Origin of the sequence: Streptomyces sp. NPDC014676, assembly GCF_043084105.1 — a bacterium.
Lineage (GTDB): Bacteria > Actinomycetota > Actinomycetes > Streptomycetales > Streptomycetaceae > Streptomyces.
In genome coordinates, this window is sequence record NZ_JBIBZI010000008.1 from 246,515 (window position 1) to 262,182 (window position 15,668).

The window sequence follows — 15,668 nt, forward strand, 5'->3', positions numbered from 1 at the left end:
CTCGCAGCGCAACTTGTAGCATACGGGGGCTGCCGGGCATGGTCAATGCGCGAAGCCGCCCACCCGGGGCGGATCGCCGCATAACCGGCACAATTACGGTCTCGCGAGGCCACGCAGGGGTGATGAGACCCCTTCTGCGACACGCCGGGGACCGGCCGGCTGGACGGAAGAGTACGACGAGGGAGCCGATCATCCAAGAGCCCGAAGCGCCCGAACCGGAGGCGACCCGGCGGCAGGCCGGTGTCACGGAGAGCTCCCGAGCCAACCGGGGATGGTGGGACCGCAACGCGGACGAGTACCAGATCGAGCACGGCACGTTCCTCGGCGACGACCGCTTCGTGTGGGGGCCCGAGGGTCTGGACGAGGTGGAGGCGGAGCTGCTCGGCCCGCCGGAGGAACTGAAGGGGCGGGACGTCCTGGAGCTGGGCGCCGGCGCGGCGCAGTGCTCGCGCTGGCTGGCCGCGCAGGGGGCGCGGCCGGTGGCGCTGGACATCTCGCACCGGCAGTTGCAGCACGCGCTGCGGATCGGCGGGCCGGTCCCGCTGGTGTGCGCCGACGCGGGGGCGCTGCCGTTCGCGGACGGCTCCTTCGACCTGGCCTGCTCGGCGTACGGGGCGCTGCCCTTCGTCGCCGATCCGCGGTTGGTGCTGCGCGAGGTGCGGCGGGTGCTGCGGCCCGGCGGCCGACTGGTCTTCTCGGTCACGCACCCGATCCGCTGGGCGTTCCCCGACGAGCCCGGTCCGGAAGGGCTGAGCGTGTCCGCGTCGTACTTCGACCGCACGCCCTACGTCGAGCAGGACGAGGGGGGCCGCGCGGTGTACGTGGAGCACCACAGGACGCTCGGGGACCGCGTCCGTGACGTCGTCTCCTCGGGGTTCCGGCTGGTGGACCTGGTGGAGCCGGAGTGGCCGGCCTGGAACACCGCCGAGTGGGGCGGCTGGTCGCCGCTGCGCGGGAACCTGATCCCGGGGACGGCGATCTTCGTGTGCGTACGGGACTGAGTGCGTGATCCGTTACGACGCCCTGGACGCCCTTCCCGTGCGCGAGGCCCTGCCGGGGCTGACCGGCGCGCTCGACGCGCACGGCACCGCCGTCCTGGTGGCACCGCCCGGAACCGGCAAGACGACACTGGTGCCGTTGGCGCTGGCGGGGCTGCTCGAAGACGGGCCCGCACGGCGGGTGGTGGTCGCCGAGCCGCGGCGGATCGCGGCCCGCGCGGCGGCGCGGCGGATGGCGTGGCTGCTGGGTGAGCGGGTCGGCGGGTCGGTCGGTTTCACCGTGCGCGGGGAGCGGGCGGTGGGGCGGCACACGCGCGTGGAGGTCGTCACGACCGGTGTGCTCCTCCAGCGCCTCCAGCGCGACCAGGAGCTGTCCGGGGTGGACGTGGTGGTGCTCGACGAGTGCCACGAGCGGCACCTGGACGCGGACACGGCGGCGGCGTTCCTGTGGGACGTGCGCGAGGCGCTGCGCCCGGAGCTGCGGCTGGTGGCCGCGTCGGCGACGACGGACGCGGAGGGCTGGGCCCGGCTGCTGGGGGACGCGCCGGTGGTCCGGGCGCGCGGTGCCGCGTTCCCGGTGGACGTGGTGTGGGCGCCTCCCGCGCGTGCGGTACGGCCGCCGCACGGGACGCGGGTCGATCCGGCGCTGCTGACGCACGTGGCGTCGGTGGTGCGGCGGGCGCTGGCGGAGCGGGAGGGGGATGTGCTGGTGTTCCTGCCGGGGGTCGGCGAGATCGCCCGGGTGGCCGGGCGGCTCGGGGACCTCGGGGACGTCGACGTGCTCCAGGTGCACGGGCGGGCGCCGGCCGCCGTGCAGGACGCGGTGCTGTCCGCCGGGGAACGGCGCCGGGTGGTGCTGGCGACCTCGGTCGCGGAGTCGTCGCTGACGGTTCCCGGGGTGCGGGTGGTCGTGGACTCCGGGCTGGCGCGCGAGCCGCGCGTGGACCACGCGCGGGGGCTGAGCGCGCTGACGACGGTACGGGCCTCCCGCGCGGCGGGGCTCCAGCGGGCGGGCCGGGCCGGGCGTGAGGCGCCGGGGACGGTGTACCGGTGCTGGGCGGAGGCGGAGGACGCCCGTCTGCCGCGGTTCCCCTCCCCCGAGATCAAGGTGGCCGACCTGACCGCGTTCGCGCTCCAGGCGGCCTGCTGGGGCGATCCGGACGCCTCGGGTCTGGCGCTGCTCGATCCCCCGCCGGCCGGGGCGATGGCGGCGGCCCGCTCCGTCCTGACGGCGATCGGGGCGGTGGGCCCCGACGGACGGGCCGGCGAGCGCGGGGCGCGGCTGGCCCGCCTGGGCCTGCACCCGCGTCTGGGCCGCGCCCTGCTGGACGCGGCACCGGTGGTGGGCCCGGACCTCGCGGCCGAGGTGGTCGCCCTGATCGGCGAGGAACCACCGCGTGAGTACGGCGACGACCTCACCGCCGCGCTGCACGCCGCCCGACGCGGCGGCGACGCGTACACCGCGCGGTGGCGCAAGGAGGCCGCCCGCCTCCGCGCTCTCGTCTCGGAGCCCGCACGGACCTCCCCGCCGGCACCGGCGGACCGGGGCGACACCCGGGCCGTCGGCGCACCGGACACGCCCGCGCCGGGTCCCCCACGGCCGACGGCCGACCGCGTCGGCGGCGCGGACACGTCCGCCCCGGGCACCCCGCGGGGGCCCGGCGACGGGAGCGCCGGGCCGGTGGCGTCGCGGGCGGCTGAGGGCTCCCGGCCCCCGTGGACGGACGGAGCCGGCTTCCCGCCCGGGGCCGGGGGCGATGAGGACGGGCGGGTCGGGTTCGTCGTCGCGCTGGCTTTCCCCGAGCGGGTCGCCCGGGTGGAGGGCGGGTCGTACCTGATGGTGGGCGGGACGCGGGCCGAGGTGGGGGCCGGGTCGCGGCTGCGGGGGGCCGAGTGGATCGCCGTCGCCGTGGCCGACCGGCCTGTGGGTCGGGGGCACGCGCGCGTGCGGCTCGGGGGCGTCGTCGACGAGGGGGTCGCGCGGGCCGCGGCGGGGGCGTTGCTGGAGCACCGGGAGGAAGTGGGCTGGGCCGACGGGGACGTCGTCGCGCGGCGGGTCGAGCGGCTCGGGGCGGTGGAGGTGGCCGTGCGGGCGTATGCCGACGCCGGCCCCTCGCTCGTCCGGGACGCGCTGCTGGACGGGCTGCGGCGGGAGGGGTTCGGGCTGCTGCGGTGGCCGGCCGGGGCCGTCGTACTGCGGCAGCGGCTGGCGTTCCTGCACGGCCGGCTCGGTGCGCCGTGGCCCGATGTCTCCGACGAGGCGCTGCACGCGCGCGTGGCGGAGTGGCTGGAGCCGGAACTGAGCCGGGCGCGGCGACGGGCCGACCTGGGGCGGATCGACGCCGGGCAGGCGCTCGCGCGGCTGCTGCCCTGGGCCTCCGGCGAGGCCGTACGGCTCGACGAGCTCGCCCCCGAGCGGATCACCGTACCCAGTGGGTCCGGGATCCGGATCGACTACTCCGACCCGGAGCGGCCGGTGCTCGCCGTGAAGCTGCAGGAGATGTTCGGGCTCCAGGAGTCACCGCGGGTGGCCGGGGTGCCGCTGCTGGTGCACCTGCTGTCCCCGGCCGGGCGGCCCGCCGCCGTGACCGCCGACCTCGCCTCGTTCTGGCGGGACGGCTACAACGGCGTACGGGCCGAACTGCGCGGGCGCTACCCCAAGCACCCCTGGCCGGAGGATCCGGCCACCGCCGAGCCGACCCGGCACACCAACGCGCGGCTCCGGCGGTGATCCGTCCGTCTCGTTCCGGTTCCGTCAGGTGGCGGGGCTCGCCGACGGGCTGGTGGACGGGCTCTCCGACGGGGCCGGGGTCTCCGTCTCGGCCGGGGGTTCCGTCTCGGCCGGCGGCGCCGCCACGGTCAGCTCGACCGTGAGGGTCGCCCCGCCCGCGGTGGTGACGCGGAGCAGGAACGTGCCCTGGGTGTCGTCCGCGTACAGCTGAGGCAGCCTCAGCAGGCCGTCCGCGTCCGTCGTCAGGCCGCTCAGGGTGCGTACGGCCTTGCCCTCGGCGTCCTTGAAGTAGGGGCCCTTGTCGTTCTCGGTCGGGTCCTGGGCGGACGTGACGAGTGTCGCGGTGGCGGCGACCTTGTCGGCGACCGCGCCCTTGTAGGTGGCCTTCAGCTCGACCGCGTCCGCGAACTCGCCGCCCGGCGTGCAGGTCAGCTCCTTCGTGCCGGTGCGGACGAGGGTGTCGGCGGCGCGCTCGGTGACGGTCGCCCGGTAGGTGACGCCCTTGACCGTACGGCCGACCACGGTGGCCCGGACGGTGACGGAGCCGGTCTTCTCGCCCGCCTGGAGCGCGGGCGCCACGGCGACGCCCGAGCCGTTGGTGACGACGGTGGCCACGCTCTCGCCGCCGGTGAAGGTGGTGTCGGTGTCACCGACGATGGTGAACCGGATCCGCACCTTGGCCACGGCCTTGCCGGCGTCCGTCTCCGCGCGGGCGCTCATCCGCTCGGTGAACGCGTCGCCCGCCATCGCGGTGAACCGCGCGGTACCGGCGTTCTCCAGGTGGTCCACCGTGTCGGTGGGGGTGGACGGGGTGGTGGGCGGAGTGGTGGGCGGCGGCGTGTTCGGGCTGCCGGAGTCGGCAGGCTTGTCCGGCTTCGGGCTGGGCCTCGGCGACGGCGGCGCGCTCGGCACCCTCGGGGAGGGAGGCACCGTGACGGTGCTGTCGCTGCGGTCCCTGGGCAGCGTGCCGGTGCCGTCGGGGATCTCGTGGGTGCCCCTGCGGTAGTACTCCAGCCACGACATGACGGTGTTCAGGTACTCCGTCGACTGGTTGTAGCTGAGGATCGCCCTGTCGAGGTCCCGCTGGTCGGACAGGTCCCAGCCGTTGCGGCACAGGTAGTGGCCGGCGGCGAGGGCTGCGTCGTAGATGTTGTTGGGGTCCTCACGGCCGTCGCCGTTGCCGTCGCGGCCCGCCCACGCCCAGGTGGAGGGGATGAACTGCATGGGGCCGACGGCCTGGTCGTAGGAGCTGTTGCCGTCGTAGGCACCGTTGTCGGTGTCCTTGATGAGGGCGAAGCCGTTGCCGTCGAGCTGGGGGCCGAGGATGGGCGAGAGGGTGGTGCCGTCGGCGTCGACGCGTCCGCCGCGGGCCTGACCGGACTCCACCTTGCCGATGGCGGCGAGGAGTTGCCAGGGCAGGTTGCAGCCGGGCTTCTTCTCGCGCAGCGTCGCCTCGGCCCGCTTGTAGGCGTCGAGGACCGTCGCGGGTATGCCGGCCTCGGTCACGCCCGACGTGTCCGTCCCGGTGCTCGCGGACGGGGCGGGGTTGGGGCTGTTGAGCGGCGGCAGGTCCGTGTAGTACGGCGAGTTGCCGGTCGCGCCGACGGCCTCCTCGGGCGAGGGCGTGGTGTCCGAGGTGGTCTGCCCTCCCTGACCGTCGGTCGTCGCGCCGGGGGCCTGGGACGCGGCCAGGGCCGCCACCGCCGCCGCGGCGACGGCGGTGGTCGTCACTCCCTTGCGCAGCCTCCTGCCGAATTGCGCCGCCATAGAGTGAGCCCCTCCCCTGAACGCCGTGACGTCCGTCAACCTGTGTTGTGTTCGTCCTGTTGTGACGATCTACCCGCCCCACTGGTTGCCCTCCAGGGGACATCCGGCATGACGGCCCTCGCGACCCTACGGCAACTTCCTTTGCCCGGACACCTGTTCATGCCCGATATTCACCGGTTCACCACGTTCCCGTGGGGCGGGAGTCGCCGCGTGGCTTCCCGCATACTGGGGCCTGCCGATCAGGTGGGCCCGCGGGCCCGGTCAGCCACTGCCATGAGGAGCCGCGTTGCCGTTCACGCTGAGCCATGCGGCGGCGGTGCTGCCCGCCGTGCGCACCGACGGAAGCGGGCGGGGCCCCCTGATTCCCGCCGTACTGGTCGCGGGCAGCTTCGCTCCCGACATGACCTATTACGCGGCGAGTGTCCTGTCCGGGGCGATGGAGTTCGGTGACGTCACCCACGCGTTCCGGGGTGTGTTCACGGTCGACGTGCTCATCGCCTGGGCGCTGGTGGGGCTGTGGCTGCTGGTGCGCGAACCGCTGGTGGCGCTGGTGCCGCGGGCCCGTCAGGGGCGGGCGGCGGCGCTGCTGCGCTGCGGGGCGCCGCGTGCGCGGATACGGCCGTCGCTGGTGGCGCGCTGGTACCTCTCGGCCGTGGTGGGGGCGTTGACGCATGTGGTCTGGGACGCGTTCACGCATCTCGACCGGTGGGGGACGCGGATGTTTCCCGTGCTGGGCGAGAAGGTGGCGGGGTCGCCGCTGTACTGGTACCTGCAGTACGGCGGTTCGGCGGTGGCCGCGGTCGTCGTCGCGCTGTTCGTGGCGCGGGCACTGCGGCGGACGGCCTCTGGGGGCGAGCCGGTGGGGGTGCCCGTGCTGTCCGCCGGGGACCGGTGGTGGGCCGTCGCGCTGCTCGGCGGGTGCGCGGTCGCGGGGGCGGTGCAGCGGGCCTCGCGGTGGTGGGCCCACTGGGGCTCGGCCGCGAAGCCCTGGGAACTGATTCCGACGGTGTGCTTCGGGGCGGGCGCGGGGCTGGTCCTGGCGCTGCCGCTGTACGCGGTGGCCGTCAGGGTGTGGCGTCCGGCCACGGGGGTCCCTGCGCGCGCCGGTACGCGGCGGCCGGACCGTACGGGCGCACGCTGAGGGTGTCGCTCGCCGCGACGAACACGGTGACGGTGCGGACCGGGCGGGGGCGGGGCAGCAGGGTGAGCACGAGGGTGAGGTAGGCGCGGGCCAGCTCGGCCCACAGCCGCCACGGCGGCTGCTCGACCGTGAGGACCCCGGCGACGGGGGTGCGGGCGGTTCCCCGGCGGCCGTCGGCGATACGGCGGCCGAGGTCCGCCGTGACGCTGCGCAGCGCGGTCGCGAGGGTGGCGGGGATGCGGACGGTACTTGCGGAGGCCGCGAAGACCGGGACCGGCGGATACGGTGCGCGTCCGCCGGGGCGCGGGGGTGCGTTGCCTGCCGCTGCGCGGTGAAGCATGCGTATACCCATGCATGGCATGGTGTCCGGCCCTGCGGGCGGGGGCTTTCCCGCAGGGGCCACGCGAGTGAAGACTCCTGGTCCTGGGGGCTGCGCCCCGGGGCCCCCTCCGGCCTGGACGGGCCTTGTCCTCAAGCGCCAGGCGGGCTGAGACGACGGGCCTCGTCCTCACGCGCCGGGCGGGCCGGGATTCGGCCCGCCCGGCGCGTGAGGAACGGGGGCACAGGGGCTGCGCCCCCGGAAGGGCTAGTGCGCCGCCGACTCCCAGTCCGGGCCCGCGCCCACCGAGACGCCCAAGGGGACCCGGAGCTCGACCGCGGACGCCATTTCGCGGCGGACCAGGTCCTCCACCTCGGCGCGCTCGCCGGGGGCCAGTTCCAGGACGATTTCGTCGTGGACCTGGAGGAGCATGCGGGAGCGCAGATCCGCCTCGCGCAGCGCGCGGTCCACGTTCAGCATCGCGATCTTGACGATGTCCGCCGCCGTGCCCTGGATCGGCGCGTTCAGCGCCATGCGCTCCGCGGCCTCGCGGCGCTGGCGGTTGTCGCTGTTGAGGTCGGGCAGGTAGCGGCGGCGGCCGAAGAGCGTCGCCGTGTAGCCGGTCGCCCGCGCCTCGTCGACGACTCGGCGCAGATAGTCCCGTACGCCGCCGAAGCGCTCGAAGTACGCGTCCATCAGGGCGCGCGCCTCCGCCGCCTCGATGTTCAACTGCTGGGAGAGGCCGAAGGCCGACAGCCCGTACGCCAGCCCGTACGACATCGCCTTGATCTTGCGGCGCATCTCCGCGTCGACCGCGGACCGCTCGACCGAGAACACCTGGGCCGCCGCCGTGGTGTGCAGGTCCTCGCCCGAGGTGAACGCCTCGATCAGGCCGGCGTCCTCGGAGAGGTGGGCCATCACGCGCAGTTCGATCTGGCTGTAGTCGGCGGTCAGGAGCGACTCGAAGCCCTCGCCGACCACGAAACCGCGGCGGATCGCGCGGCCCTCGTCCGTGCGGACCGGGATGTTCTGGAGGTTGGGGTCCGTCGAGGACAGCCGGCCCGTCGCGGCGACGGTCTGGTTGAACGTGGTGTGGATCCGGCCGTCCGCGGCGATCGTCTTGATCAGGCCCTCGACGGTGACGCGCAGCTTCGCCTGCTCACGGTGGCGGAGCATGATCACCGGCAGTTCGTTGTCGGTCTGTGTGGCGAGCCAGGCCAGGGCGTCGGCGTCCGTGGTGTAGCCGGTCTTCGTCCGCTTCGTCTTCGGCAGGGCCAGCTCGCCGAAGAGGACCTCCTGAAGCTGCTTGGGCGAGCCCAGGTTGAACTCGTGCCCCGCCGCCGCGTGCGCCTCCTTCACCGCCTGCTGCACGGCGCCCGCGAACATCTGCTCCATCGCCTGGAGGTGGTCCCGGTCGGCCGCGATGCCGTGCCGCTCCATGCGGGCGAGCAGCGCGGACGTGGGCAGCTCCATGTCGCGGAGCAGGTCCGCCGCGCCCACTTCCGCCAGGCGGCCCTCGAAGGCCCCGCCCAGGTCGAGGACGGCGCGGGCCTGCACCATCAGCGCCTCGGCCTCCGCTCCGTCGTCCGCGCCGAAGGCGAGCTGGCCGTCGGGCGCGGTGGCGGGCGCCAGCTCGCGGTGCAGGTACTCCAGGGACAGCGCGTCCAGGTCGAAGGAGCGGCGGCCCGGCTTCACCAGGTACGCGGCGAGCGCGGTGTCCATGGTGACGCCCTCGATGGTCCAGCCGTGCTCGGCGAAGACCCGCATCGCGCCCTTGGCGTTGTGGAACACCTTGGGCCGGTCCGCGTCGGCGAGCCAGGCCGAGAACGCCCGCTCGTCGGCCTCGTCCAGCTCGGACGGGTCGAACCAGGCGGCCGGTCCGGCGGCCGTGGCCAGCGCGACCTCGGCGACCGAGCCGGTGCCGAGCGCCCAGGTGTCGACCGTGGCGACGCCGAGCGGGCCGGTGCCGTGCTCGGTGAGCCAGCCGGTCAGCTCGCCGGTGCCCAGCAGCGTGCCGTCCAGCTCCACGCCCTCCGCGACGACCGGGGCGGCCTCGGCCTCCTCCGCGCCCGGGTCGACGGCGAACAGCCGCTCCCGCAGAGACGGGTTCCTGATCTCCAGGGTGTCCAGGATCATCGCCACGGCCTTGCGGTCGTAGGCGGTCCGCGCCAGGTCGAGGACGCCCTTGGGCAGCTCGACGGCGCGCTCCAGCTCGGTGAGGCGGCGGTTGAGCTTGACCGCCTCCAGGTGGTCGCGCAGGTTCTGCCCGGCCTTGCCCTTGACCTCGTCGACGCGCTCGACCAGCTCGGCGAAGGAACCGAACTGGTTGATCCACTTGGCGGCCGTCTTCTCGCCGACGCCGGGGATGCCGGGCAGGTTGTCCGACGGGTCGCCGCGCAGCGCCGCGAAGTCGGGGTACTGGGCGGGGGTCAGGCCGTACTTCTCGACGACCTTCTCCGGGGTGAACCGGGTCAGCTCGGAGACGCCCTTCGTCGGGTACAGCACCGTGGTGTGCTCGGAGACGAGCTGGAAGGAGTCGCGGTCGCCGGTGACGATCAGCACCTCGAAGCCCTCGGCCTCGGCCTGGGTGGCGAGGGTGGCGATGATGTCGTCCGCCTCGAAGCCCTCGACGGCGAAGCGGTCGGCGTGCATCGCGTCGAGGAGCTCGCCGATGAGTTCGACCTGGCCCTTGAACTCGTCCGGGGTCTTGGAGCGGTTCGCCTTGTACTCGGTGAACTCCTCCGAGCGCCATGTCTTGCGGGAGACGTCGAAGGCGACGGCGAAGTGGGTGGGGGCCTCGTCACGGAGCGTGTTGGCCAGCATCGACGCGAAGCCGTAGATCGCGTTGGTCGGCTGGCCCGTCGCGGTGGTGAAGTTCTCCGCGGGCAGCGCGAAGTACGCGCGGTACGCGAGGGAGTGCCCGTCCATGAGCATCAGGCGGGGGCGGGGGCCGGTGGGGGGCTGGTCGGTCTTCTTCGATGCTGTGTCTGCCACGTGTCCGATCCTGCCACGTGGGACTGACAGTGGGGGGCGGGCGTGTGCCGTGGGGTTGATTCGCCCCCTCCGCCCCTTCCCGTCCCGTCCCCGGGGGCAGTGCCCCCCGGACCCCCCTTTCGGCCCTGGACGGGCCCCGTCCTCAAACGCCGGGCGGGCTGGGGGTGACCGCCTCGTGCTCGAACGCCGGGCGGGCAGGAAGGGCGTGGCAGGATCGGGGGTCCACCTCATACGTGTATGTGGAACAGGAGTGCGCGATGGCAGCGAAGCCGCCCAAGAGTGATCCGGTTCAGGACGCGCCGCAGGTCGCCGGACCGCAGCACGCGGCCGCGGGGCTGCCGGCGATCGGGCACACCCTGCGGATGGCCCAGCGGCAGATGGGTGTGAAGCGGACCGCGCTGACGCTGCTCAGCGTGAACCAGAAGGACGGCTTCGACTGCCCGGGGTGCGCCTGGCCGGAGCCGGAGCACCGGCACCGCGCGGAGTTCTGCGAGAACGGGGCGAAGGCCGTGGCCGAGGAGGCCACCCTGCGCCGGGTCACCCCGGAGTTCTTCGCCGCGCACTCCGTCGCCGACCTGTCCGGCCGCAGCGGCTACTGGCTGGGGCAGCAGGGGCGGCTGACGCACCCCATGTACCTGCCCGAGGGCGGCGAGCACTACGAGCCGGTCACCTGGGAGCGGGCCTTCGACATCGTCGCCGAGGAGATCGCCGCCCTCTCCTCCCCGGACGAGGCCGTCTTCTACACCTCCGGGCGCACCAGCAACGAGGCCGCCTTCCTCTACCAGCTCTTCGCCCGCCGGCTCGGCACCAACAACCTGCCGGACTGCTCCAACATGTGCCACGAGTCGTCCGGCTCGGCCCTGTCGGAGACGATCGGCGTCGGCAAGGGCAGCGTCCTGCTGGAGGACCTCCACAAGGCCGACCTGATCATCGTCGCCGGCCAGAACCCCGGCACCAACCATCCGCGCATGCTGTCCGCCCTGGAGAAGGCCAAGGCGAACGGCGCGCGGATCGTCAGCGTCAACCCGCTGCCCGAGGCGGGCCTGGAGCGCTTCAAGAACCCGCAGACCCCCAAGGGGCTCACCACCGGAGCCGCCCTGACCGACCTGTTCCTGCAGATCCGCATCGGCGGCGACCAGGCCCTCTTCCGCCTCCTCAACAAGCTGATCCTGGAGACGCCGGGCGCGGTCGACGAGGAGTTCGTGCGGGAACACACGCACGGCTACGAGGAGTTCGCCGAGGCCGCGCGCGCCGCCGACTGGGACGGGACGCTCACCGCGACCGGTCTCACACGCGGGGACATCGAGCGGTGTCTGCGGATGGTCCTCGAATCGAAGCGCGTCATCGTGTGCTGGGCGATGGGGCTCACCCAGCACAAGCACTCGGTGCCGATCATCCGCGAGGTCGTCAACTTCCTCCTGCTGCGCGGCAACATCGGCCGCCCGGGTGCGGGAGTCTGCCCGGTGCGCGGTCACTCCAACGTGCAGGGCGACCGCACCATGGGCATCTTCGAGCGGCCCGCGCCCGCGTTCCTGGACGCCCTGGAGAAGGAGTTCGGCTTCGCACCCCCGCGCGAGCACGGATTCGACGTCGTACGGGCCATCCGGGCGCTGCGCGACGGGAAGGCGAAGGTCTTCTTCGCCATGGGCGGCAACTTCGTCTCCGCCTCCCCGGACACGGAGGTCACCGAGGCCGCGATGCGCCGGGCGCGGCTGACGGTGCACGTGTCGACCAAGCTGAACCGCTCGCACACCGTCACGGGCGCGCGGGCCCTGATCCTGCCGACGCTGGGCCGCACCGAACGCGATGTCCGGGGTGGTGGCGAGCAGTTCGTGACGGTCGAGGACTCGATGGGCATGGTGCACGCCTCGCGCGGGCGCCTCGAACCGGCGAGCGGGCACCTGCTGTCCGAGCCGGCCATCGTGTGCCGGCTGGCCCGCCGCGTCCTCGGCGAGGACGACACGGTGCCGTGGGAGGAGTTCGAGAAGGACTACGCGACGATCCGCGACCGCATCGCACGGGTGATCCCCGGCTTCGAGGACTTCAACGCGCGCGTGGCGCGTCCCGGGGGCTTCGCGCTGCCGCACGCCCCGCGCGACGAGCGCCGCTTCCCCACCGCCACCGGCAAGGCCAACTTCACCGCCGCGCCGGTGGAGTACCCCGAGCTGCCGAAGGGCCGGCTGCTGTTGCAGACGCTGCGCTCGCACGACCAGTACAACACCACGATCTACGGCCTGGACGACCGCTACCGGGGCATCAGGAACGGCCGCCGCGTGGTGCTGGTCAACCCGGAGGACGCGCGGGAACTGCGGCTGGCGGACGGTGATTACGTCGATCTGGTCGGCGAGTGGAAGGACGGCGTGGAGCGCAGGGCGCCCGGGTTCCGCGTCGTGCACTATCCGACGGCGCGGGGCTGCGCGGCGGCGTACTACCCGGAGACCAACGTCCTGGTGCCGCTGGACGCCACCGCGGACACCAGCAACACCCCGGCCAGCAAGTCCGTGGTGGTGCGTCTGGAACAATCGGCGACCGACTGAGCGTTCGCTCAGCAGACAGCCGTACCGACGCACGACGTAAGGAGCCGAGCCCATGGGAGAGCAGCAGCAGGTGAAGTTCCCGCAAGAGGTCATCGACGAGTACGCCGCGCTCGGTGTGGACCTGCCGGCACTGTTCTCGGCGGGCCACCTGGGCACGCGCATGGGCGTGCAGATCCTGGAGGCGTCGGCGGAGCGGGTCGTCGGGACGATGCCGGTGGAGGGCAACACCCAGCCGTACGGGCTGCTGCACGGCGGCGCCTCGGCCGTGCTGGCCGAGACGCTGGGGTCGGTGGGGTCGATGCTGCACGGCGGCAGCTCCAAGATCGCCGTGGGTGTCGACCTCAACTGCACGCACCACCGCGGCGTCCGCTCCGGCCTGGTCACCGGGGTCGCCACTCCGGTGCACCGGGGGCGGTCCACGGCGACGTACGAGATCGTCATCACCGACGAGGCGGACAAGCGGGTGTGCACCGCGCGGCTGACCTGCCTGCTGCGGGACGTCCGGCCCGGCGACGGGGAGCAGGCGGCGGACTGACGGCCGCCTGGGGTGCGGAGGGCGTCCGCGGCTCCGCACCCCCGTTGCCGTGGGGCGGCGGCCGCCCTACGGTGCGGGCATGGGACGGGGAGGCACCTCTCGGACATGGGCCGTGTCCTTCGCGGCGGCGCTCCTGGCGGGCTCGACGGTGACCGGCTGCGGCGCGACGGATTCCGGCACCGCGGGCCGGGCGTCCCCGGCCGGGGCGGACGGCGGGCGCACGACGTCACCGTCACCGCGAGTGACGTCCGACGAGGACCTGTGCGCGAAGCTCGTCGGCCACTGGGCGCGCCAGGTACTCAACGGCCGCACCTACGGCGACTATCAGTCCATGGGGCTGTCCGGCGGACAGTACGACATCCTGCGCGAGGTGGTCGATTCCGCCCGGGCCGCCGAACGCCGAGGGGCGGCGGATCCCGGTCGGTCGATCGACCGTGAGGCGCGCGAGGGGTGCGCCGAGTGGTACCGCGCCGGCGGGCCGGGCAAGGGGCCCTGGGGGTGAGCGGGGTCGGTCCGGTGGAACCGGGCGAGGGCACTCACGCCCGGACCGTTCTCTCCACGCCCCGGACTCAACGCGGGCTCGTGGCACAGCACTTCGAGCGGCACCGCAGGGCCGCGCTGGGTGCGCTCCTCACCACCGCCGTGCTCGCGGGCAGCGGCTTCCTCTACGTCACCCGGCCCCGGCCGGAGCCGCCGCCTCCACCGCCGTACCCGAGTCAGGTGACCACCGTCGAGTACCTGGACCCGCGGGCCGCGGGCGCCGCGGCCGATCCGCGGATTTTCTCCTTCGACGTGGAGGTGACCGCGGAATCCGATCATCCGGTTACCGTCACCCGGATAGCGCAGCCGTACGCGGGACTCTCCATGTCATCCAGCCCGCGCACACCTTTTCGGACAAAAACAGGATCACCCCGCAAGATCACGATCACCGCATGGGTGACGGAATGCGGAAAAGTGCCACGGAACGTCGGACTCCCTTTCCTGGACGTAACTTTGCGTAATGCGCGCGCAATACAGAAGCACAGCTTCATCCTCGGGCCACGGTACGCACAGGACCTCTCCCACGCCCTGCAAGTAGCCTGCAGCAACGACTTCAGGTAATCACCAAAACGCCTGATACACCTGAACCGACCCGGCCGGGTCCTGCGGTTTCTCACCATCCGGACAGGGCAAAACGGCGAGAATTCCGCCGTTCCCCCCACTCAGTACCGCTCTGCAATACGTCGTGTCATAACAAGAGCGTCACAGCCTTGGCCAGAGTCTCCTCCGCATTCCCCACCCCCGCTTAGAGTCACGGCCAGTCACCGCGCCGTCCGATTCACACGTCGGCCCAGCGCTCGACTCGGCCGTTTCCACCGGGAAGCGGCCGTCAGGGGAAAGGACTGGATCGTGCGTCAACGTTCGCTCATCGCCATCACCGCCGCCCTGGCGGCGGGAGCACTCACCCTCACCGCCTGCGGCTCACGCGACGAGAACGGCGGCGGCAGCTCGGACTCCGGCAACGGTGGCACCACCGTGGTCATCGGCGTCGACGCGCCGATGACCGGCGACCTGTCCGCGCTGGGCCTCGGCATCAAGAACTCCGTGGACCTCGCGGCCAAGACCGCCAACAAGGAGAAGTACGTCGAGGGCATCACCTTCAAGATCGAAGCCCTAGACGACCAGGGCCAGGCCTCCGTCGGCCAGCAGAACGCCACCAAGCTCGTCGCCGACGACGACGTCCTCGGCGTCGTCGGCCCGCTGAACTCCTCCGTCGGCGAGGCCATGCAGAAGGTCTTCGACACCGCGCAGCTGGTCGAGGTCTCCCCCGCCAACACCAACCCCGCCCTCACCCAGGGCGTGGACTGGCAGACCAAGCAGGTCCGGCCGTACAAGTCGTACTTCCGCACCGCGACCACGGACGCCGTCCAGGGCCCGTTCGCCGCGCAGTACGTCTACAACGACGCCAAGAAGAAGAAGGTCTTCGTCATCGACGACAAGAAGACCTACGGCGCCGGCCTCGCCGCCACCTTCACCGAGGAGTTCAAGAAGCTCGGCGGCAAGGTCGTCGGCACCGAGCACATCAACCCCGACAGCAAGGACTTCAGCGCCGTCGCCACCAAGGTCAAGAACTCCGGCGCCGACGTCGTCTACTACGGCGGCGAGTACCCTCAGGCCGGCCCGCTGAGCAAGCAGATCAAGGAAGCCGGCGCCAAGATCCCGCTGGTCGGCGGCGACGGCATCAAGGACGACACCTTCATCAAGCTGGCCGGCACCGCCGCCGACGGCGACCTCGCCACCTCCGTCGGCTCGCCCGTCGAAGAACTCCCCTCGGCCAAGAAGTTCGTGGCCGACTACAAGGCGGCCGGCTACAAGGAGGACTACGCGGCCTACGGCGGCTACTCCTACGACTCCGCCTGGGCCATCATCGAAGCCGTCAAGAAGGTCGTCGAGGACAACGACGGCAAGCTCCCCGACGACGCCCGCGCCAAGGTCACCGAGGCCATGCAGAACGTCTCCTTCGACGGTGTGACCGGCAAGGTCTCCTTCGACGAGTTCGGCGACGCGACCAACAAGCAGCTCACCGTCTACTCCGTCGAAAACGGATCCTTCAACGACGTCAAGTCCGGCACCTACACCGGCTGACCGACCCCGCACCACAGCCCA

At 72.8% G+C, this 15,668-nt stretch carries 11 protein-coding genes; 8 read left to right on the forward strand and 3 right to left on the reverse strand.

All coding sequences use genetic code 11. From position 1 onward, the window contains the following. Window positions 1–122 precede the first annotated feature (122 nt). On the forward strand, window positions 123–1,001 hold the full coding sequence (locus ACF1DX_RS23635; protein WP_391793107.1) for a class I SAM-dependent methyltransferase: 879 nt from the start codon (window positions 123–125) through the stop codon (window positions 999–1,001). 4 nt (window positions 1,002–1,005) lie between these two features. Beyond that, window positions 1,006–3,729, forward strand: coding sequence for an ATP-dependent RNA helicase (locus ACF1DX_RS23640; RefSeq protein WP_391793108.1), 2,724 nt, complete (start codon window positions 1,006–1,008; stop codon window positions 3,727–3,729). 24 nt (window positions 3,730–3,753) lie between these two features. Here ACF1DX_RS23640 and ACF1DX_RS23645 read toward each other — a convergent pair whose 3' ends face one another. Beyond that, entirely contained in the window at window positions 3,754–5,496 is a 1,743-nt protein-coding gene (locus tag ACF1DX_RS23645; protein WP_391793109.1) for a lytic murein transglycosylase, read from the reverse strand. A 286-nt stretch (window positions 5,497–5,782) separates the two neighbouring features. Between ACF1DX_RS23645 and ACF1DX_RS23650 the strand changes: the two genes are divergently transcribed. Then, window positions 5,783–6,637 carry a DUF4184 family protein gene (locus ACF1DX_RS23650; RefSeq protein WP_391793110.1) on the forward strand — a complete coding sequence of 285 codons (855 nt, stop codon included), beginning with the start codon at window positions 5,783–5,785 and terminating at the stop codon, window positions 6,635–6,637. Here ACF1DX_RS23650 and ACF1DX_RS23655 read toward each other — a convergent pair. Together ACF1DX_RS23655 and polA are read right to left on the reverse strand one after the other, a co-directional pair. Further along, entirely contained in the window at window positions 6,561–6,989 is a 429-nt protein-coding gene (locus ACF1DX_RS23655) for a hypothetical protein (protein ID WP_391793111.1), read from the reverse strand. The genes ACF1DX_RS23650 and ACF1DX_RS23655 overlap by 77 nt on opposite strands. 234 nt (window positions 6,990–7,223) lie before the next feature. Continuing rightward, window positions 7,224–9,950 carry a DNA polymerase I gene (gene polA, locus ACF1DX_RS23660; protein WP_391793112.1) on the reverse strand — a complete coding sequence of 909 codons (2,727 nt, stop codon included), beginning with the start codon at window positions 9,948–9,950 and terminating at the stop codon, window positions 7,224–7,226. A gap of 257 nt (window positions 9,951–10,207) precedes the next feature. Between polA and ACF1DX_RS23665 the strand changes: the two genes are divergently transcribed. The 5 genes from ACF1DX_RS23665 to ACF1DX_RS23685 all read left to right on the forward strand — a co-directional run bounded on the left by ACF1DX_RS23665 (window position 10,208) and on the right by ACF1DX_RS23685 (window position 15,647). Next, window positions 10,208–12,487, forward strand: coding sequence for an FdhF/YdeP family oxidoreductase (locus tag ACF1DX_RS23665; RefSeq protein ID WP_391793113.1), 2,280 nt, complete (start codon window positions 10,208–10,210; stop codon window positions 12,485–12,487). Between the two features lie 52 nt (window positions 12,488–12,539). Then, window positions 12,540–13,022, forward strand: coding sequence for a PaaI family thioesterase (locus ACF1DX_RS23670; protein ID WP_391793114.1), 483 nt, complete (start codon window positions 12,540–12,542; stop codon window positions 13,020–13,022). 79 nt (window positions 13,023–13,101) lie between these two features. After that, complete coding sequence (locus ACF1DX_RS23675) at window positions 13,102–13,524, forward strand: hypothetical protein (protein ID WP_391793115.1); 423 nt, start codon at window positions 13,102–13,104, stop codon at window positions 13,522–13,524. Next, the gene (locus ACF1DX_RS23680) at window positions 13,521–14,123 is read left to right on the forward strand and encodes a Tat pathway signal sequence domain protein (RefSeq protein WP_391793116.1); all 603 of its coding nucleotides are present in this window, start codon (window positions 13,521–13,523) and stop codon (window positions 14,121–14,123) included. The genes ACF1DX_RS23675 and ACF1DX_RS23680 overlap by 4 nt, the downstream gene beginning before the upstream one ends. 288 nt (window positions 14,124–14,411) lie before the next feature. Beyond that, window positions 14,412–15,647 (forward strand): branched-chain amino acid ABC transporter substrate-binding protein, encoded by a 1,236-nt coding sequence (locus tag ACF1DX_RS23685; RefSeq protein ID WP_391793117.1) that lies wholly within the window; start codon window positions 14,412–14,414, stop codon window positions 15,645–15,647. Window positions 15,648–15,668 lie beyond the last annotated feature (21 nt).

Bases quoted from the DNA above. Each gene is read 5' to 3' on its own strand.
- ACF1DX_RS23635 (WP_391793107.1), top strand. From the start codon at position 123: ATGAGACCCCTTCTGCGACACGCCGGGGACCGGCCGGCTGGACGGAAG.
- ACF1DX_RS23645 (WP_391793109.1), bottom strand. From the start codon at position 5,496: ATGGCGGCGCAATTCGGCAGGAGGCTGCGCAAGGGAGTGACGACCACC.
- ACF1DX_RS23655 (WP_391793111.1), bottom strand. From the start codon at position 6,989: ATGGGTATACGCATGCTTCACCGCGCAGCGGCAGGCAACGCACCCCCG.
- ACF1DX_RS23665 (WP_391793113.1), top strand. From the start codon at position 10,208: ATGGCAGCGAAGCCGCCCAAGAGTGATCCGGTTCAGGACGCGCCGCAG.
- ACF1DX_RS23670 (WP_391793114.1), top strand. From the start codon at position 12,540: ATGGGAGAGCAGCAGCAGGTGAAGTTCCCGCAAGAGGTCATCGACGAG.
- ACF1DX_RS23675 (WP_391793115.1), top strand. From the start codon at position 13,102: ATGGGACGGGGAGGCACCTCTCGGACATGGGCCGTGTCCTTCGCGGCG.